The 19,974-nt window shown below is 49.7% G+C and carries 19 protein-coding genes; 18 read left to right on the top strand and 1 reads right to left on the bottom strand.

What is annotated here, in order from left to right; genetic code table 11:
- Nucleotide 1 precedes the first annotated feature (1 nt).
- The 14 genes from NYE36_RS19270 (at nucleotide 2) to NYE36_RS19205 (ending at nucleotide 15,044) form a co-directional block, all read left to right on the top strand.
- Nucleotides 2-1,171 carry a DegT/DnrJ/EryC1/StrS family aminotransferase gene (locus NYE36_RS19270; protein ID WP_007407691.1) on the top strand — a complete coding sequence of 390 codons (1,170 nt, stop codon included), beginning with the start codon at nucleotides 2-4 and terminating at the stop codon, nucleotides 1,169-1,171.
- Nucleotides 1,172-2,035 (top strand): GNAT family N-acetyltransferase, encoded by an 864-nt coding sequence (locus tag NYE36_RS19265; RefSeq protein WP_094032579.1) that lies wholly within the window; start codon nucleotides 1,172-1,174, stop codon nucleotides 2,033-2,035. It abuts the gene before it with no gap.
- The gene (locus NYE36_RS19260) at nucleotides 2,035-3,156 is read left to right on the top strand and encodes an N-acetylneuraminate synthase family protein (protein ID WP_047936283.1); all 1,122 of its coding nucleotides are present in this window, start codon (nucleotides 2,035-2,037) and stop codon (nucleotides 3,154-3,156) included. The genes NYE36_RS19265 and NYE36_RS19260 overlap by 1 nt, the downstream gene beginning before the upstream one ends.
- Nucleotides 3,149-3,889 carry a spore coat protein gene (locus NYE36_RS19255; protein ID WP_176428389.1) on the top strand — a complete coding sequence of 247 codons (741 nt, stop codon included), beginning with the start codon at nucleotides 3,149-3,151 and terminating at the stop codon, nucleotides 3,887-3,889. The genes NYE36_RS19260 and NYE36_RS19255 overlap by 8 nt, the downstream gene beginning before the upstream one ends.
- A 1-nt stretch (nucleotide 3,890) precedes the next feature.
- A complete protein-coding gene (locus NYE36_RS19250; protein WP_094032577.1) occupies nucleotides 3,891-4,907 on the top strand; it encodes a glycosyltransferase in 1,017 nt (338 codons plus the stop codon).
- Between the two features lie 27 nt (nucleotides 4,908-4,934).
- On the top strand, nucleotides 4,935-5,672 hold the full coding sequence (locus NYE36_RS19245; protein WP_113766472.1) for a sugar phosphate nucleotidyltransferase: 738 nt from the start codon (nucleotides 4,935-4,937) through the stop codon (nucleotides 5,670-5,672).
- Between the two features lie 2 nt (nucleotides 5,673-5,674).
- A complete protein-coding gene (gene rfbB / locus NYE36_RS19240) occupies nucleotides 5,675-6,622 on the top strand; it encodes a dTDP-glucose 4,6-dehydratase (protein ID WP_007407684.1) in 948 nt (315 codons plus the stop codon).
- Between the two features lie 20 nt (nucleotides 6,623-6,642).
- A complete protein-coding gene (gene rfbD / locus NYE36_RS19235) occupies nucleotides 6,643-7,491 on the top strand; it encodes a dTDP-4-dehydrorhamnose reductase (RefSeq protein ID WP_012118721.1) in 849 nt (282 codons plus the stop codon).
- Nucleotides 7,488-7,943, top strand: coding sequence for a dTDP-4-dehydrorhamnose 3,5-epimerase family protein (locus NYE36_RS19230; protein ID WP_003150986.1), 456 nt, complete (start codon nucleotides 7,488-7,490; stop codon nucleotides 7,941-7,943). Before rfbD ends, NYE36_RS19230 begins: the two co-directional genes overlap by 4 nt.
- A 215-nt stretch (nucleotides 7,944-8,158) precedes the next feature.
- On the top strand, nucleotides 8,159-8,620 hold the full coding sequence (bslB, locus tag NYE36_RS19225; protein ID WP_022537147.1) for a biofilm surface layer hydrophobin BslB: 462 nt from the start codon (nucleotides 8,159-8,161) through the stop codon (nucleotides 8,618-8,620).
- Nucleotides 8,621-8,805: 185 nt separating this feature from the next.
- A complete protein-coding gene (locus tag NYE36_RS19220) occupies nucleotides 8,806-10,092 on the top strand; it encodes a Glu/Leu/Phe/Val dehydrogenase (protein WP_003150991.1) in 1,287 nt (428 codons plus the stop codon).
- 207 nt (nucleotides 10,093-10,299) lie between these two features.
- Nucleotides 10,300-11,847, top strand: coding sequence for an L-glutamate gamma-semialdehyde dehydrogenase (gene pruA / locus NYE36_RS19215; RefSeq protein WP_015418463.1), 1,548 nt, complete (start codon nucleotides 10,300-10,302; stop codon nucleotides 11,845-11,847).
- A gap of 71 nt (nucleotides 11,848-11,918) precedes the next feature.
- A complete protein-coding gene (locus NYE36_RS19210; RefSeq protein ID WP_007407678.1) occupies nucleotides 11,919-13,601 on the top strand; it encodes a M20/M25/M40 family metallo-hydrolase in 1,683 nt (560 codons plus the stop codon).
- 24 nt (nucleotides 13,602-13,625) lie between these two features.
- Nucleotides 13,626-15,044: an amino acid permease gene (locus NYE36_RS19205; protein ID WP_032868187.1), complete on the top strand. Its 1,419-nt coding sequence runs from the start codon at nucleotides 13,626-13,628 to the stop codon at nucleotides 15,042-15,044.
- A 32-nt stretch (nucleotides 15,045-15,076) separates the two neighbouring features.
- On the opposite strand, the gene NYE36_RS19200 is transcribed toward NYE36_RS19205, so the two are convergent.
- Nucleotides 15,077-16,279 carry a multidrug effflux MFS transporter gene (locus NYE36_RS19200; protein WP_144463832.1) on the bottom strand — a complete coding sequence of 401 codons (1,203 nt, stop codon included), beginning with the start codon at nucleotides 16,277-16,279 and terminating at the stop codon, nucleotides 15,077-15,079.
- Nucleotides 16,280-16,501: 222 nt separating this feature from the next.
- On the opposite strand from NYE36_RS19200, the gene NYE36_RS19195 reads away from it, so the two are divergent.
- The 4 genes from NYE36_RS19195 to bacC all read left to right on the top strand — a co-directional run bounded on the left by NYE36_RS19195 (nucleotide 16,502) and on the right by bacC (nucleotide 19,974).
- Nucleotides 16,502-17,740 (top strand): MFS transporter, encoded by a 1,239-nt coding sequence (locus NYE36_RS19195; RefSeq protein ID WP_265451092.1) that lies wholly within the window; start codon nucleotides 16,502-16,504, stop codon nucleotides 17,738-17,740.
- A 161-nt stretch (nucleotides 17,741-17,901) separates the two neighbouring features.
- The gene (locus NYE36_RS19190) at nucleotides 17,902-18,516 is read left to right on the top strand and encodes a bacilysin biosynthesis protein BacA (protein ID WP_015418458.1); all 615 of its coding nucleotides are present in this window, start codon (nucleotides 17,902-17,904) and stop codon (nucleotides 18,514-18,516) included.
- A complete protein-coding gene (locus NYE36_RS19185) occupies nucleotides 18,506-19,216 on the top strand; it encodes a cupin domain-containing protein (protein WP_003151000.1) in 711 nt (236 codons plus the stop codon). Before NYE36_RS19190 ends, NYE36_RS19185 begins: the two co-directional genes overlap by 11 nt.
- Nucleotides 19,213-19,974, top strand: a complete 762-nt coding sequence (gene bacC / locus NYE36_RS19180) for a dihydroanticapsin 7-dehydrogenase (RefSeq protein ID WP_007407673.1) — start codon at nucleotides 19,213-19,215, stop codon at nucleotides 19,972-19,974. The genes NYE36_RS19185 and bacC overlap by 4 nt, the downstream gene beginning before the upstream one ends.

The raw sequence follows: 19,974 nt of genomic DNA, 5'->3' as shown, positions 1-19,974 counted from the left end.
AATGGTGCAAAAAAGATCAGCTTTTCTTCCCTATTCATTGCCCATGATCGGGAAGGACGAAATTCAGGAGGTTATTGATACGCTTGAATCGGGCTGGCTTTCAAAGGGACCGAAAGTAGAGGCGTTTGAAAAAGCCTTTGCCGCCTGGACGGGGGCAAAGCACGCGATCGCGCTGAACTCATGTACCGCCGCTTTGTTTTTGGCCCTGAAAGCGAAAGGGATCGGTCCCGGCGACGAGGTCATCACGTCTGCCGTGACGTTCAGTTCAACGGCCAATACAATCGTGCACACAGGCGCCGTTCCGGTGTTTGTTGACATCGATCCGCTTTCGCTGAATGCGGACCCTAAAAAAATTGAGGCGGCCGTCACCCCGCGGACAAAAGCGATTGTACCCGTTCATTTCGCCGGCCAGTCGTGTGATATGGATCAGATTCTGGCCATTGCCGAAAAGCATCAGTTATTTGTCTTAGAGGATGCCGCACATGCCGTGTATACCACGTATAAACAGAAAATGATCGGATCAATCGGCGATGCGACGGCATTCAGCTTCTACGCGACAAAAAACCTGGCAACCGGTGAAGGCGGCATGCTGACGACGGACGATGACGGGCTCGCCGATCAGATCAGGGTGCTCAGCCTTCACGGCATGAGCAAAGGCGCGTGGAACCGCTATTCTTCAAACGGAAGCTGGTACTACGAGGTCGAAACGCCCGGCTATAAAATGAATATGTTTGATCTTCAGGCAGCGCTTGGGCTTCATCAGCTGAAACGGATTGACAGCATGCAGCAAAGAAGAGCCGACATTGCGAGCCGCTACCAGGACGCCTTCAGACACATGAAAGGGCTGACCATCCCGCATGTCAGTGATGACGGGCGGCATGCATGGCATCTGTATGTTCTTCAAATAGAGGAGCAGGAGGCCGGGGTCAGCCGGAACGATCTGATTTCCGCTTTAAAAGACCAATATAATATCGGTACAAGTGTTCATTTTATTCCGGTTCCGTTCCATCCGTATTATCAAAAAACGTACGGGTATAAGGAGACTGACTTTCCGGCCGCTGCAGCGTATTATCACCGCACCGTGTCACTCCCTCTTTATCCGTCAATGACAGATGACGACGTTGAATACGTCATTGCAGCCGTTACGGATATCGTCAAAGGGGCTGATTAGGTGTACAGACTGAGGGAAAATCTTGCGCAGGACATGATTCATACCTTCCTGCATCAGAAGGGCATTCAGCCGGAAGCCTATGAATCGTCGCTCTGTTTATTGGAAGAAAACAGCCTTCAAGGCGTGATTTTATATGAAAACTCTTCGTGGGAAAGTCAATTGTTCCGAAAAAATATCATCAATGTGAAGCTTGCAGCCGCAAACAGCGCCGGACAGCTCAAAAGGCTGTTTCAGGAATTTTACGCGGCAAGGCGGGCGGACGGCACTGATTTTATATTTATTAAAATACCGGCTGAAGATATCGGCGCGATGCAGGTCGTTCAGCAGCTTCCGAACGCTTATTTTGTAGGGAGTCTGCTCAAGCTCGTCAGTCCGGTGCGTGTATATAACAGCACACCGCCGTTTGAGATTACAGAAGCCGGACCCGGCGACACGGAAGCGATCAGCCGGCTGGCCCGCGACGCCTTTACAAAAAGCAGGTATTACCAAGATCCCCGCCTCAGCTATGAAAGTGCAAACCGCCTGTTTGAAGAGTGGGCGCGGAATAACGCGGAAGGCAGAGCTTCGTTACAATTCGCCGCCACATATAAGGGAGAGACCGTGGGCTTTATTCAGGGGCTGTCTAAAGGCGATGAATTCGTCCTTGATCTGATGGCGGTAAAGCCGGGCTTTGAAGGGAAAGGAGCGGGATTCCATTTAGCGGCGCACATTATTGAACAATCATTGCGCTTTCAGCATAAGACTGTATCAGCGGGAACGCAGCTCCACAATGTAAGAGCCATCCGCCTGTATGAAAGAATGGGATTTAAAGCGGATGCGTCCTATTACTACTATCATGTGTGGCCCGGGAAGGAGGCGGACTGATGGCATCATGCCAAATCGGAACGAAGTCAATCGGCGAAGGTTCGCCCGTATTCATCATCGCCGAAGCTGGAATTAATCATGACGGAAAACTGAGCCAGGCGTTTGAATTGATAGATGCGGCCAGTGAGGCCGGCGCGGACGCGGTCAAGTTCCAAATGTTTCAGGCTGACAAAATGTATCAGAAAGACCCCGGCTTGTACAAAACCGCTGCGGGAAAAGACGTCTCGATATTTTCTTTAGTGCAATCAATGGAAATGCCCGCTGAGTGGATCGAACCGCTGCTTGAATATTGTAAGAAAAAAGGCGTGCTGTTTTTAAGCACGGTATGTGACGAAGGCTCTGCCGACTTACTGTATGCGACTTCCCCTTCAGCTTTTAAAATCGCCTCCTACGAGCTGAACCATCTGCCGTTATTGAAATATGTCGCGGGGCTGAAGACCCCGATTATCTTCTCCACCGCGGGCGCTGATATTTCAGATATTCAGGAGGCTTATCAAACCATTACCGGCGAGGGGAACAAAGAAATTGCGATCATGCATTGTGTGGCGAAATATCCCGCGCCGCCTGAATACAGCAATCTGAGCGTCATTCCCATGCTTGCCGCCGCATTCCCGGATGCAGTGATCGGTTTCTCCGATCACAGCGCCCATCCGTATGATGTGCCGTGCGCGGCGGTCAGGCTCGGAGCGAAACTGATTGAAAAGCATTTTACGATCGATAAAAACCTGCCCGGTGCTGATCACTCCTTCGCCCTCAATCCGGATGAATTAAAACAAATGGTTGCGGCGATCCGCTCAGTTGAAGCGGAGCTGCGGCAGGGGCATCACGCTTCGGTGCCGGAAGTGCTGTCGGGAAGCTCCCATAAAACCACGACACCGATTGAAGGAGATATCAGAAGGTTCGCTTACAGAGGCATTTTTTCAACAGCGCCGATTCAAAAAGGCGAATGTTTTACGGCGGAAAACCTTGCCGTCCTTCGTCCCGGCCAAAAACCGCAGGGGCTCCACCCGAGATATTTTGAACTTTTAACTGACGGGACGCGTGCGGTCAGGGATATCCCCGCTGACACGGGCATCACTTGGGATGACCTTTTGACGAAAGGCAGCCCATATGATGACTGACATTTTGTTTATCATTCAGGCGCGGATGGGAAGCGGGCGTCTTCCCGGCAAAGTGCTGAAACCGATCGGCGGGTATACGATTCTCGATATGATTGTCAAAAGGGTTCGGCAAAGCGCGTATTATGATCAATCGCGGGATAATCTGATCGTCGCCGCGTCTGACAGCAAGACCGACGACATTTTGTCTGCGCACTGCCTCAGCAAGAACTACCGTGTGCACCGCGGCAGCGAGCAGCGCGTGCTTGACCGGTTTGCACAAGTCATCGAACGAGTAAAACCGGACATCGCAGTCAGACTGACGGGGGATAACCCGTTTGTCGACCCTTCACTGCTTGATTTTCTGATTCAATCGCATTTAGATCAGCACGCGGACTACACGTATATCTGCGGTACACCGCTCGGCATCGGCGGCGAGGCGGTAAACGCGCGACTTTTAACGGAGATCAATGCCGACAAAACGCTGGCGGACAAATACCAGGAACATGTCACGCTTTTAATAAGAGAATCTCCTGAGAGGTACCGGCTTCTCTTTCCTGAGCCCCCGCAGGAACTCCGGGCTCCTCACTTGCGGATGACCGTCGATACAGAAGAGGACTACAGGCTGGCCCGCGAGCTGTACGTAAAAGCGGGCTCGCGTCCTGATATTCCGGCAAAAGAATTGATCCATCTGCTGAATCGTGATCCGGAGCTCAGGGCCATTAATCAAATGATCCGGCAAAAAGAGGCTGATTAGCATGCGGGTTCTGATTTTCGCTGACGGGGGCCGTGACATCGGCATGGGGCACGCGGTCCGGATGAAGCTGCTTGCCGGTGTCATTAAGAACAATTGCTCAATAACGTTCTGCACAAATAAAGAGGCTTCTTCTTATCTGTCTTCTTATCTGTCTTCTGACCAATGGGAAGTGATCATCAAGCCTGACAAGGGACAGAAGGAATTTATTGTCCGGGAAATAAACAGGCAGGCTCCTGACCTTCTTATATTCGATCTGCTCGAGATGCCGTGTGACTGGTTAGAGGAAGTCAAAAATCATTCATCGGCACGCATCGTCTTATTTGAAGAAAAACGGGAACATGTCATTCATTTATGCGATGCCGTTATAAACGGCATTTACGGCGGGCTGAAAAGCCGGACGGTCCAAATGGGCAGCGCCGCTGTATATGAAGGCCCGGAGTATATGATTCTTCATCCGGGTTTTGAAAAAGCCAAACAGCTTTATCAGCTGAGAAAAGAATGCCGGACCATATTGGTCTCATTAGGAGGAAGCGACCCGAAGAAGCTTGTCTTTAAAGTGATGGAAGCATGCCGCCGCATCCCCGGCATTCAGCGAAAACGAGTGATCATCGTCATGGGCGGCGCCGCGCCTCATGCTGATAACGTGCGCGCGCATCTTACACAAATGCCTTATGCCGAGATGGTAAGGCAGACAAATGACATGGCCGCGCTTCTTTCGAGGGCTGATATGGCCGTCGTGTCCGGCGGGATCACTTTATATGAAACCATTTGTACAGGTGTGCCCTGTATCGTACTTTCTCAAGTGGAGCATCAAACTGAGACGGCGGAAAAATTCGCCGCACGGGGGGCCGCCGTTCATCTCGGCCTTGGTGAATGCATATCACCGGACGTTCTCGCACGGCATATGTCTGACATGGCCGCTGATTATCCGATGCGGACCGGACTTCATCAAAACGGAAAGCCGCTGGTTGACGGCAGGGGCATCAAACGGGCGGCGGCGATTCTTTATGATTTGTGATAAAACCACACGTAAGGAAGTGTTCATGTGAAAGGTGTTATCTTAGCCGGAGGCACCGGCTCACGCCTTATGCCGCTGACAAAAGCGGTCAATAAGCATTTACTCCCTGTCGGTCCATATCCGATGATTTACTGGTCGGTCATGAAGCTGGAAGAAGCGGGGATTACAGATATCTTGCTGATTACGCAAAAAGAATATATTCCGCAATTTCATAAACTTCTCGAAACCGGAGAAGAGCTCGGCGTCTCAATCACATATCAGGTTCAGCCAGCCGCATCCGGCATATCCGACGGTTTATCATACGCAAAGCGGTTTACAGGTCGCGATCCGTTCGTTCTGCTTTTGGGAGATAATATTTTTGAAGATTCATTAAAACCTTATACGGAGCGTTTCGCAAAGCAGGGAAAAGGAGCGAAAGTGCTGCTGAAAGAAGTGGACGATCCGGAGCGCTTCGGCATCGCCGAGATTGATGAGAAAAACAAACGGATCAAGTCGATCGTTGAAAAGCCGGAGCAGCCGCCGACCAGACTATGCGTCACAGGGATCTACATGTACGACGCAGAAGTGTTTTCCTATATTGAACAAATTTCCCCTTCAAAACGCGGCGAACTGGAAATTACGGATGTCAATAATTTATACATTGAACAAAGTGAGCTGACGTATGATGTGTTAACGGGCTGGTGGGTGGATGCGGGCACGCATGAATCGCTCTACCTCGCCGGAAGCCTGGCGCATCAGGCATTACAGAAAGGACAGGAGCATTAATCATGCCAAAATCATATTTAATTACAGGGGGCGCCGGATTTATCGGCCTTACTTTTACAAAGATGATGCTGAAAGAAACGGACGCGCAGATTACCGTCCTGGATAATCTCACGTATGCAAGCAGGCCGCTTGAAATAGAAGCCTTAAAAAAGAACGGCCGTTTCCGTTTTATCAAAGGTGACATTTCTGAAAAAGAGGACATTGACAAAGTCTTTTCCCAAATGTATGACGCTGTCATTCATTTTGCGGCTGAATCCCATGTGGACAGAAGCATAAATCAGGCAGAGCCGTTCATCACAACAAATGTGATGGGCACATACCGACTGGCGGACGCGGTGTTACAGGGAAAAGCCGGCAGGCTGATTCACATTTCCACAGATGAGGTGTACGGAGATTTGGCGCCGGATGATCCCGCTTTTACGGAGACGACGCCGCTTTCTCCGAACAACCCGTATTCGGCCAGCAAGGCAAGCTCAGACCTGCTCGTCATGTCTTATGTGAGAACCCATAAGCTTCCAGCCATCATTACGAGATGCAGCAACAATTACGGGCCGTACCAGCATCACGAGAAAATGATTCCGACCATTATCAGGCATGCCGTAAACGGCACGCCGGTTCCGCTGTACGGCGACGGGATGCAGATCAGAGACTGGCTGTTTGCCGAAGATCATTGCCGCGCCATTAAGCTCGTGCTGGAAAAAGGAACACTCGGTGACATTTACAATATCGGCGGAGGAAATGAACGGACGAATAAAGAGCTTGCGTCATTTATCATGAAGGAGCTCGGTGTCGAGGAACGGTTTGCTCATGTCGAAGACAGAAAAGGGCATGACCGCCGTTACGCCATCAATGCTTCAAAGCTGAAAAATGAGCTGGGATGGCGGCAGGACGTCACATTTGAAGAAGGAATGAGAAGAACCATTCGCTGGTATACAGACAGCCAAGACTAATCGGAAAGAAGGGGATCCGATTGACGAAGGTATTAGTAACCGGAGCGGCCGGCCAGCTGGGGCGGGAGTTATGCCGCCAGCTGAAGCAGGAAGGGTATGAAGTGATCGCCTTGACAAAAGCGATGATGAACATATCTGACCAGCGTTCGGTGCGGCACTCGTTCAGCCATTACAAGCCGGATATCGTCGTCAATACGGCGGCATACACCTCCGTTGACAAATGTGAAACGGAGCTCGACAAAGCGTATTTAATAAACGGAATCGGCGCTTATTATGCCGCGCTTGAGGCTGAAAACACCGGCGCGAAATTCATTCACATCAGCACCGATTACGTCTTCAGCGGCAAAGGAACACGGCCATACCAGACCGATGATCCCGCAGATCCGGGCACGATTTACGGAAAAAGCAAAAAACTCGGCGAAGAACTGATCCGGTTAACGGGGAAAAACCACACCATTATCAGAACATCGTGGGTGTACGGCAGCGGCGGGCACAACTTTGTCAATACGATGCTGAAACTTGCGGATACACATGATCAGGTGCGTGTCGTTAACGATCAAGTCGGGGCGCCGACGTACACAAAAGATTTAGCCGAAACGGTGATCGGTCTGTTTGACAGGCCGCCGGGCTTATACCACGCCGCAAACAGCGGAGTGTGCAGCTGGTATGAATTTGCCAAGGCTATTTTTGAAGAAAGCGGCAGAACCGCCGCCGTGTTGCCCGTCACGACGGAGGAATACGGAAATGAGACGCCGCGCCCCGCTTACTCGGTGTTGAGTCTTGAGTCGATTGAACGGCAGGGGCTCGGCATGAGGCATTGGCGGGAAGCGCTGCATGATTATTTACAAAGGGAGGGACAGTGCAAGTGATCGAAGGCGTAAAAATCAAAAAGCTGATCAAACACAGCGATGACCGGGGTTTTTTCTCAGAACTCGTCCGTGACGATGAACATCTCTTAGAGCGTTTCGGGCAGGCTTCCTGGTCCAAAAGCTATCCCGGCGTCATTAAAGCGTTTCACTATCATGAGAAACAGGATGACCTATGGTTTTTTCCGACGGGCCACGCCCAGGTCGTGCTGCATGACCTTCGCGAAGAGTCTGCAACCAAGGGAGAAACGGATGTCTACTACATGGGAGAAGACAATCCGATGCTCCTTCTCATTCCCAAAGGCGTCGCACACGGGTACAGAGTGCTGGGTGAAACCCCGCTGACCATTATTTATTTCACGACAATGTCCTACAATCCGGATCAGCCTGACGAAAAAAGAATCCCGTGGAATGATGACACCATCGGATTTGACTGGCAGACGGCTCACCGATAGCGCACAAGACGAAGACAGCGGATGTCTTCGTTTTTTGTGCTGATTCATCTCGTGAAAAATAAATGATAGAATATTCCAAAAAATAATTTACTTCCATGGATAAAGGTGGTAGATTATTCTCAGGAAAAGAGAAACCCAATTCGCGAATGGAATCATCAGACACGCTTTTCCGGCAGAGGACGCTCTGAATCCCATATGATCTGGAGGAATTCATGATGTTAAAAAGAAAATCATTTTCGGCCTTTCTCATCAGTGCTGCGGTATTTTCATCTGTGTTCTTGCCATCTTTTCATGCGAACGCCCAATCTGCCGTTATTGAAGCGAAAACCGTCAATAGTACGAAAGAATACGCGACGTCTGATATTGAAGTCACATACAAGCCGAATGCGCTGCTTGCCGTCGGCGCCGTTGAATTTCAATTTCCTGACGGGTTCAACGCCACTGTGAGGGACTCTGTAAACGGAAGAACACTGAAAGAAACGCAAATTCTCAACTACGGAAAAACGGTCAGACTTCCGCTTACCCTTGACTTATTGGGCGCGTCTGAATACAATCTCGTCCTGGTGCGTAAAAACCTTCCGCGCGCGGGCGCGTATACAATTAAAGGCGATTACGTAAACGGTTTGGGGGCCGGCAGTCTTTATGCCGAAACAAAGCTGGTTATTGACCCGCGTTAATCCAGGATGAAAGAGGCTGACAACAGCCTCTTTTTTTATGCGCAAAAAACCTGGCATGAATCTTGCATATAAAAAGGGCGTAACGACAATGTGAAAGGGATTGATGGGTTTTGGTGTAAAAGCGCTTACATTTTGTTCTGCCGGTAATTGAAGCTTACACGTAAAATACGATGAGGTGATAAAACATGTCAGCCAACCCGCTTTCTAAAAGCAATCAGAAAGATGAAGAAAAAGAAGTTCTTAATTTGTTCTTGTCAACACAATCGATCATAAAAGAAGCCCTGCGCAAACTGGGCTATCCTGACAATATGTATGAACTGATGAAAGAGCCGATGCGGCTTTTAACCGTCCGCATCCCTGTCAAAATGGACAATGGCTCAGTACAGGTTTTCACGGGCTACCGCTCACAGCATAATGACGCAGTCGGCCCGACAAAAGGGGGCGTGCGGTTTCATCCGGAAGTCAGTGAAGAAGAGGTTAAGGCGCTTTCCATCTGGATGACTTTAAAATGCGGCATCACAAATCTTCCTTACGGGGGCGGAAAAGGCGGCATCATCTGTGATCCGCGGACGATGTCATTCGGAGAGCTGGAACGGCTGAGCCGCGGATATGTGCGTGCGATCAGCCAGATCGTCGGTCCGACAAAGGATATTCCGGCTCCCGACGTATATACCAACTCGCAGATTATGGCATGGATGATGGACGAATACAGCCGCCTGAGAGAATTTGATTCACCGGGATTCATTACGGGCAAACCGATCGTTCTCGGCGGTTCACAGGGGCGGGAGACGGCGACCGCGCAAGGCGTCACGATTTGTATTGAGGAAGCCGTTAAGAAAAAAGGGATTCCATTGGAAAATGCGCGGATCATCATTCAGGGGTTCGGAAATGCGGGGAGCTTTCTCGCTAAATTTATGCATGACGCCGGTGCCAAGGTGATCGGCATCTCAGACGCCCACGGCGCTTTGTATGACCCTGACGGCCTTGACATTGATTACCTGCTGGATAAGCGGGACAGCTTCGGCACGGTGACGAATCTCTTCTCGGATGTCATAACGAACAGGGAGCTGCTGGAAAAGGACTGTGATATTCTCGTGCCCGCCGCAATCTCCAATCAGATTACGGCTGAAAACGCCCATCACATTAAAGCCTCAATCATTGTGGAGGCGGCAAACGGCCCGACAACGATAGATGCCACGAAAATTCTGAATGAAAGAGGCGTGCTTCTCGTGCCGGATATTTTGGCAAGCGCCGGCGGCGTGACGGTGTCTTATTTTGAATGGGTGCAAAATAATCAAGGCTTTTACTGGTCTGAGGAGGAAGTCGCCGGAAAACTGCGCAGCGTCATGGTGAATTCGTTTGAATCCATTTATCAGACAGCGCATACCCACAAAGTCGATATGCGTTTAGCCGCCTATATGACGGGCATCAGAAAGTCGGCTGAAGCGGCCCGGTTCCGCGGCTGGGTATAAGTGTTATCCGCAAAGAGATTTTGCATCAGTTATATAGCGGATCGCAAAATTTCTTTGCGTTTTCAGATTACAGCTGACAGATTCGGACAAGCTTCGTCCGCTTTCGGCAAAGATTTTCTTATTTTTATCACAAATTGCTATGCTGGTATGCTTCTTGCATCATCATAAAGCGTGAGCACACATTACAAAATACGGGGAGGAATTCTAATGACAGTTTCATACGCACACGAACCATTTACAAATTTTCAGGAAGAGACAAATAAACAATCGTTTCAGGAAGCGCTGGCTTATGTGAATTCACAGCTCGGCAAGCATTATCCGCTTATTATCAACGGTGAAGCGATTGAAACGGATAAAAAGATCATTTCCGTCAATCCGGCAGATAAAAAAGAAGTGATCGGTTCTGTATCGGCCGCCGGAAAAGAACTTGCGGAAAAGGCCATGCAGGCTGCGCTGCAGGCATTTCAAACATGGAAAAAAGTACGGCCGGAACACCGCGCGAATGTGCTGTTTAAAGCGGCGGCGATCATCCGCAGAAGAAAGCACGAATTCTCCGCGTATCTAGTGAAAGAAGCGGGAAAACCGTGGAAGGAAGCGGATGCGGATACGGCGGAAGCGATCGACTTTTTAGAGTATTACGCCCGTCAGATGCTGAAACTGAAAGACGGTTCTCCTGTAAAGAGCCGTGACGGAGAATATAATCAGTATCACTATGAGCCGCTTGGGGTGGGAATCGTCATTTCTCCATTCAACTTCCCGCTTGCGATCATGGCGGGAACGGCGGCGGCAGCCATCGTAACAGGCAACACGATACTGCTGAAACCGGCGGATGCGGCGCCTGTCGTGGCGGCGAAATTCGTTGAAGTGATGAAAGAAGCGGGCCTGCCGGACGGCGTGCTCCAATTCATACCGGGCGACGGAGGAGAAATCGGCGACTATCTGGTTGAGCATCCGAAGACGAGATTTGTGTCGTTTACAGGTTCCCGCGCGGTTGGATGCCGTATTTATGAACGCGCCGCAAAAGTACAGCCGGGCCAAAAGTGGCTGAAACGGGTCATTGCCGAAATGGGAGGGAAAGATACGGTGCTTGTAGACAGAGATGCTGATCTTGATCTTGCCGCTTCCTCAATCGTGTATTCCGCCTTCGGATTCTCAGGCCAAAAATGTTCAGCCGGTTCCCGTGCGGTCATCCATCAGGACGTCTATGATGAAGTTGTTGAAAAAGCCGTCGCTTTAACAAAATCACTCACTGTCGGAAGTCCGGAAGATTTTGATACATACATGGGGCCAGTCATCCACGAAGCATCTTATAATAAAGTCATGAGTTATATCGAAATCGGCAAAACAGAAGGAAAACTCCTGACGGGAGGCGAAGGTGATGATTCAAAAGGATACTTTATTCAGCCGACCATTTTTGCGGATGTTGATGAAAACGCCCGCCTGATGAAGGAGGAAATTTTCGGGCCGGTCGTCGCGATCTCAAAAGCCCGTGATTTCGACCATATGCTTGAGATTGCCAATAATACCGATTACGGACTGACGGGCGCTCTGTTATCAAAAACCCGCGCGCACATTGAACGCGCCCGCGAAGATTTTCACGTCGGAAATCTATACTTCAACCGCGGCTGTACGGGAGCGATTGTCGGATACCAGCCGTTCGGCGGCTTCAATATGTCAGGAACCGATTCAAAAGCAGGAGGACCTGACTATCTGATTCTTCATATGCAGGCAAAAACAACGTCTGAAGCCTATTAATCTTTCGGAAATAGCGCGATGAAAAAGAGAGTCGCGCTATTTTCTCTATATGAGGGTAAGGAGGATGGAATATGTATCAGCAGCTCAGCAAAATGCTTCCGGAGGAGAAAATAGAAGCCATTACGAAATCACTGGTGGCGTTAAACAGCATCAACGGCACATTGGGAGAAGGAAAAAAAGCCGACTATATCAAAGATATGATCAAGAGCTTTCCCTACTTTCAGGAGAATCCGTCACATGTGTGGGAGCAGGCGATTCCTGAGGACCCTTACGGCCGCAAAAATATTTTCGCATTTATTGAGGGAAACGGCGAAAGCCTGAATACGGTCATTTATCACGCTCATCTTGATACGGTCGGCATCGAGGATTTCGGCCCTTTAAAAGATATCGCTTTTGATTCCGACCGTCTCGCGGAGTATTTCTCAAACTATGAATTTGATCGGGATGTGCAGCGGGACGCCCGCTCAGGCGAGTGGATGTTCGGAAGGGGTTCGGTTGATATGCAGAGCGGTATTGCCGTTCATCTCGCCAATCTGCTTCACTTTTCTGAACGGCGCGATCAGCTGCCGGGCCATATTCTGTTCATGGCAAACCCGGATGAAGAAAGCCAGCATTCCGGCATTTTAACCAGCATTTCTGAATTAAAACGGCTGAAACAAGAAAAGCAGCTTCGTTATTTAGCAGCGATTAATAACGATTTTATCACCCCGCTGTATGAGGGTGACACGACAAGGTACATCTACACGGGCGCGGCAGGAAAGCTTTTGCCTTGCTTTGCGATTTACGGGCGGGAGGTGCATGTCGGTGATACGCTGTCCGGCATCGATCCGAATTTGATCGCGTCAGAAATCACCAGAAGAATTCACAACAATATTCATATGGCGGAAAACATTGAAGGGGAGCTTGTGCTTCCGCCGACCTGCCTGTACCAGCGTGACAACAAGGAAGCGTATAACGTGCAGACCGCCGTCAGCAGCTATGTCTATTTTAATTATTTTATTTACGAGAAAACCGCCAAAGAAGTCATGGATCAGCTGACCGCCGTGGCTGACGAAGCCTGCAAAGAGACAGAACGAAAATTATCTGATTATTACGACGAATACTGTGAGAGAACGAGCCTGCCGAAAAAAGAGATGTCATGGAACGTTCAAGTGTACAGTCTGGAAGATTACCTGAAAAGGCTGAGAAGCCGCGGGATAGACCCTGCACAGTGTATCGGGCAGGCATTTAAAACATATGAACATCTTGAACTGCGGATGAGATGCTTTAAAGCCGTCGAGGAACTGCAAAAACTCGATCCTGAGCAGGGAGCCAAGGTCATTATTTTCTATGCGCCGCCTTACCTTCCGCACAATTATCTGAAAGAAGAGAGCACACGGGACCGGCTTTTGCAGCATGTCATTCAAGAAGCGGTCGATAAAACAGCGGCGTCAACCGGAGAAACATTCGCCTTTAAAAAGTTTTTCCCTTATTTAGCGGACGGAAGCTTTTTATCGCTGCATGAAACAGACGAGGAGGTCTCCGCCTTTACCGATAATTTTCCGGGCTGGGATGTCATCGGGACGATTCCTTTTAAAGAAATCAGGGAATTGAATATTCCGTCGGTCAATATAGGGGTATACGGAAAGGACGGCCATAAATGGACGGAACGCGTGTACAAGCCGTACACATTCCATGTGCTGCCGGAACTCATTCAGCAGACAACAATGCACCTTTTGCACAGCTACCGATTAGACATACGCACAAATGGCTGACATAACAGAATAAGGGGGATGTATATGCAGGGAGATACCAATCAAACTGAATTGCAGCGCACGATGAAGGGCCGGCATTTGTTTATGATCGCCCTCGGCGGCGTGATCGGGACGGGGCTTTTTCTGGGCTCCGGTTTTACGATCAGTGAAGCGGGACCGATCGGCGCGATATTGGCTTATGTGATCGGCGGATTTTTAATGTATTTGGTGATGCTTTGTTTGGGGGAGCTCGCGGTCGCCATGCCGGTCGCAGGATCATTTCAGGCGTATGCGGCAAAGTTTCTCGGGCCGTCGACGGGTTTTACGATCGGATGGATGTACGCATTCAGCTGGGCCAATACAGTGGGGCTTGAACTGACGTCGGCGGGGATTTTAATGCAGCGGTGGTTTCCGGCCGTTCCGATTTGGGTGTGGTGCCTTGTATTCGGCGTCGTCATTTTTTCCATTAACGCGCTGTCTGCGCGGAGTTTTGCGGAAATGGAATTTTGGTTTTCCAGCATTAAGGTCATGGCCATTGTATTGTTTATTATTCTCGGCTGCGCTGCGGTATTCGGCTTTGTCGGTTTTAACGGCGGGCAGACGGCTCCGTATCTGTCAAACTTTACGACGGACAAAGGGCTTTTCCCGAACGGTGCCCAAGCCGTGCTGTTTACCCTTGTCATGGTGAATTTTTCATTCCAGGGCACCGAGCTGGTCGGAATCGCCTCGGGAGAAAGCGAAAATCCGGAAAAGACGCTTCCCCGCTCAATCCGAAACGTCATATGGCGGACGCTGTTTTTCTTCGTGCTGGCGATGTTTGTTCTCGTGTCCATTTTGCCGTACCAAACGGCAGGCGTCATCGAAAGCCCGTTTGTGGCTGTGCTGGATAAAATCGGCGTTCCCTATGCGGCTGATATCATGAACTTTGTCATCCTGACCGCCATGCTGTCGGTGGCGAATTCCGGGCTGTACGCTTCGTCCAGAATGATGTGGTCCCTATCAAAAACTAAGATGGGCCCCGCTTCCTTAACGAAACTGACGAAAAAAGGCGTGCCTCTGAAAGCTCTTTCCATCACCATCGCTATCTCCGGTTTATCCCTGCTGACAAGTGTATTCGCGGCTGAAACGGTGTATGTGTGGCTCATTTCCATCTCCGGTATGATTACGGTCGTCGCGTGGATGTCAATCTGCGCTTCACAATTCGTTTTCCGGAGGCGCTTTCTCGCTGAAGGAGGAAACCTGAAAGACCTGGCATTTAAAACGCCTCTTTATCCGATCGTGCCGATTCTCGGATTTTCGGTTTACGGTCTTATCTTAATCAGTCTCATCTTTATCCCCGACCAGCGTATCGGTCTGTACTGCGGCGTCCCGCTGATGATCATCTGTTACGCGTATTATCACTTCGGTATTAAAAAACGCCTGAATCGTGAGCCGGCTTCTTCGAAAAAAGGCGCTGCCGGATAAGAAAAAAAGCCCTCCGCAAAAAGCGGCGGGCTTTACTTTGTTTTTCGTTTGGCCGACAGCACATAGGATAGAACGGCAAAGAACTCAAAACCGAAAATGCTGACGGCCATCGGCCAGGCATTTTCTTCTCCGGCAATCCCGACAAGGGGAGCGGCAGCCGCACCGCCGATAAAGGGCAGGAGTCCGAGAAGAGCCGCAGCGCTTCCCGCGCCTTTCTCCTGTTTCTGCATAGCCAGAGAAAATCCCGTCGTCGTGACGATCCCGACAGAAGAAACAATGATGAATAAAGAAATGCAGACCGCCGTCAGGCCTAAACCAAACGCAAGTGATAAAAGCAAAGCGATGCTTCCGATGACGGCGATCAACAGTCCGGAGACAAACAGCTTCCGTTCATCATGTGTTTTGGCCATCCGTCCGGTGATTTGGGTGGCGCATATGATTCCCGTACCGTTTACGGCGAACAGCAGGCTGAACATTTGGGCCGATACGCCGTAGATGTTTTGCAGTACAAACGGCGATCCGGCAATATATGCGAACATGCCGGTCATCACAAATGCCTGGCTGAGCGCAAATCCCATAAACATCCGGTCGCCAAGCAGGCCCCGAAACGTCATCAGCGTCTCCCGGAGTCCGCCGCTTGTCCGCTTTTCCGGCGGGAGTGATTCAGGCAACGCCGTAAGCACGGCGGCAGTAATGATACAGCCGATCACCGCCAGCACGACAAATACGATTTTCCAGCCGGCAAACTGAAGGATAAGTCCCCCTGTAATCGGCGCTAAAATCGGCGCCGCCCCATTGACGAGCATCAGTAATGAGAAAAAAGCCGTCAATTCTTTTCCGGAATACATATCGCGCGCGGACGCCCGTGCGATGACGATTCCGGCCGCCCCGGTGAATCCTTGAATAAACCTCATGACAATTAAAAACGAAACAGAAGGGCTGAAGGCGCATAATAAAGAAGACAGCGTATAAAGCAGCAATGACAGAATGAGCGGCTTCCGGCGCCCGATCATATCACTGAGCGGCCCGACAACGATCTGCCCGACCGCCAGCCCCAAAAGACAAAACGTCAGGCTCAGCTGCGCAAGTGACGCTGTCGTATGAAGATCGGCCGCCACCTCAGGCAAAGCGGGCAGATACATATCGAGCGAAAGCGGCCCGAATGAAGCGAGCGTCCCGAGAATCAGTACCATGCCGAGGCCTGCGCGGGCGGCCTTTGAATCAGCGTTATTCATTTCATGACCCCCACCTTAACAAATGATTCTATCACTATAGCATAACCGGACGACGTATTTTATATCATTTGTTGAATACAAACTAAATATTTTATTTAAAATCTGAATGTAAATAAAAAAACAGAATTAGTTTTCATGTGAAATGTAAAATGGAATATAAGGATGCTAAACTATAAAACAACAAAAGGTAGAAAAGTTTTACGGAAGAGGTGTTCAAAGAGCATGAACAGCAAACAAACCGATCACATCGAAACGAAACGCCGATTTCCGATATGTCTCGCGCTTGCTTTGACATTAGGCGTATTTGCCGCCGGTTCTGAAGAGCTGGTGATTTCTCCGCTGCTTCCGGATTTAGCGCGGGCTTTCAGCTCGGATGTCAGTGTGCTGGCGCTTTCCATCAGTATTTACGGAGTGATGATTTTTATCGGCGCGCCGCTTCTCGTTCCGCTGGGAGATAAATATTCCCGGGAGCTCAGCCTGATGGCGGGGCTCCTTATATTTACGGCCGGCACGGTGATCTGCGCGCTGGCGCACAATCTCTTTTTCTTCTTTCTGGGCAGGGCGCTTTCCGGGCTTGCGGCGGGTGCGTTTGTGCCGACAGCTTATGCGGTGGTCGGCGACCGTGTGCCTTATGCGTACCGCGGCAAGGTGATGGGTCTGATCGTGTCAAGCTGGTCGCTCGCTTTGATTTTCGGCGTTCCGATCGGCTCTTTTATCGGCGGCGTTTTAAATTGGCGGTGGACGTTTTGGATTTTCGCCCTCATGTCTGTCCTCGTTGCTTCGCTCATTTTCATTGAGGCGCGCCGCAGCACGACGGATGGGGATAAAACAGAAGAGGAAAACGGACGGCAGGCAGGCACTTTCCGGGATGCGCTGAAGGTGCCCCGTGTCCCTGTATACCTCACGATCACTTTTTGCAACATGATCGGTTTTTACGGCATGTATTCCTTTCTCGGCACATATCTTCACCGCGTGCTGCCGGGGGGGAATACAGCTTCAGGGCTGCTGATCATGGTGTACGGAATCGGTTTTTCCATGAGCGTGTTCACCGGAAAAATCGCAGATAAGGCGGGGAAAATGCGCTCTTTGATGGCGGCATTGGCCGTGATCAGCATATGGCTTTCCTGTCTCGCCTATGCGCCGTCATCAATGCCGTTTTTGGTCATCGGGTTATTCGTCTGGGGATTGATGCAAAGCCTGACGGTGACCTTGCTCAGCACCATTTTAAGTGATTGCTCACAGAGCCGCCGGGGCAAAATCATGGCATTTTACAGCCTGGCGTCCAATTTGGCCGTCACCTTGGGTTCTGCTGTCATGGGTCCGGTCTATGTCGGATACGGATATGCAGCTGTTGGATTTATCTGTGCGGCCGTCACCCTCATCGGCTTTGTCCTCAGCGTTTTCGCATACAGAAGGTATGGGAAATATGAGCATCAGGCCGACCAATCATTGTATCGGTAAAATAAAGTTTCTATAATTTTGCAAATGTTAATTTTTAACACCTTATATCTTAAGGTGTTTTTTAATATATAGGAATAATTATCAATATTTTCAAATAATATTGACAGCTTGAACGTCTATGGATAATATTTACTTAAAATTTAACAGATTGGTTGGTGCTCATGATTATATTGGATAATAGCATTCAAACGAAAAGCAAGGCTTATTCAATATCTAAACTGATTACGATCAACACGCTCGGTCCTGAAGGGACAAGCAGTGAGTACGCAGCAAAAAACTTCATCACCAATTTTACCCTTCTCCAAGGGGTGAACAGCAAATTATCACTGCATGATACATTTGAATCGTGCATTGAAAAAACGCTTCAAAGTCCGCTGGAATACACAATTGTGCCTCACGCGTATGACGGCATTAAGCACTTCTACATGAGACCGGATCTGCAGCTTCTGCAAATTTTCAGGTGCGACACCCCGATGTACGGCCTGGCTGTCCGGCCCGGTTTTGAATATACGGATGACATGCTTGATCAGACTGTCATCGTATCCCACCCGTCTCCTATCAATTTGATTAAGTATTTTACCCGTAAAGATGTCACGTTTGATCTGGTGAACTCAACGAGCGCAGCCGCGAAAAGAGTGAAGGACGGTTTGTCCGACATCGCGCTGACAAATGAGCTGGCCAGACAAAAGTACGGCCTTCACTTTGTCAAAACATTTAAAAGCATTCCCATGAGCTGGTCATTATTTGGAAAAGGAGAGATTCATGATGAAAACTGAACAAGATTTGCAGGAACTTTATTTCCCGACGCCTAAATTAATAGAATGGGATAACGGAGTAAGACAATATTCGTCCGTCAGAGGAGATACGGAAGTTCTGCTTTCTTACGTTCCGCCGCATACAAACGTGGAACCGCATCAGCATAAGGAAGTCCAAATCGGCCTTGTCGTTTCCGGGGAGCTGTCCATGACTGTCGGAGATGTCACAAGAAAGATGACAGCGCTGGAATCAGCCTATATCGCGCCTCCTAATGTGCCTCACGGCGCAAGAAATGAGACGGATCAAGAAGTGATCGCCATTGATATTAAACGCCTGAAAGCCGGTGAAACCTACACAAGCCCTGAAGATTATTTTTTGAATATTTTTAAAACGAGAGACTTATTGCCCGGTATGGAAGTCACGTTCTTCGTGGAAGACTGGGTGGAAATCATGCTTGCCAACATTCCGGGCAACGGGGGAGAAATGCCGTTCCATAAACACCGCAATGAACAGATCGGCATCTGCATCGGCGGCGGCTATGATATGACCATTGAAGGCTGCAAAGTGGATATGACATTCGGCACAGCTTATTTCTGCGATCCGAGAGAAGATCACGGCGCCATCAACAGATTTGAAAAAGATTCAAAATCAGTCAATATCTTTTTCCCTCCGCGCTATAACAGAGCAAAAGCGAAAAAATTAGAGGCGAAAGAGTCATGAACCTGACGGATAAAACCGTCCTCATCACAGGGGGCGCATCAGGCATCGGTTATGCCGCGGTTCAGGCGTTTCTGAATCAGCAGGCGAATGTGGTCGTCGCGGATATTGATGAGGCGCAGGGAGAAGCGATGATCAGGAAAGAAAACAATGACAGGCTGCATTTTGTGCAGACGGATATTACAGATGAGCCGGCATGTCAAAACGCCATCCGGTCAGCGGCGGACAAGTTCGGCGGATTGGACGTGTTAATCAATAACGCCGGCATCGAAATTGTCGCCCCGATTCATGAGATGGAGCTGAGCGATTGGAACAAGGTGCTCAACGTCAATCTGACGGGCATGTTTCTTATGAGCAAGCACGCGCTCAAGTATATGCTCAAAAGCGGCAAGGGCAACATCATTAATACGTGCTCCGTCGGAGGAGTCGTTGCATGGCCCGACATTCCCGCATATAACGCCTCTAAAGGCGGCGTATTGCAGCTGACGCGTTCGATGGCCGTCGATTACGCCAAACACAACATCCGCGTCAATTGCGTGTGCCCGGGAATCATTGATACACCTTTGAATGAAAAGTCGTTCCTTGAAAACAACGAAGGCACGCTTGAAGAAATCAAAAAAGAAAAAGCGAAAGTCAATCCGCTGCTGAGACTCGGCAAGCCTGAAGAAATAGCGAACGTCATGCTGTTTCTCGCGTCGGATTTATCAAGCTATATGACCGGAAGCGCGATCACCGCAGACGGTGGATACACCGCACAATAG

Source organism: Bacillus sp. FSL R5-0593, assembly GCF_038603755.1.
Lineage (GTDB): Bacteria > Bacillota > Bacilli > Bacillales > Bacillaceae > Bacillus > Bacillus velezensis.
This window is presented reverse-complemented; position numbering and strand designations above follow the sequence as displayed.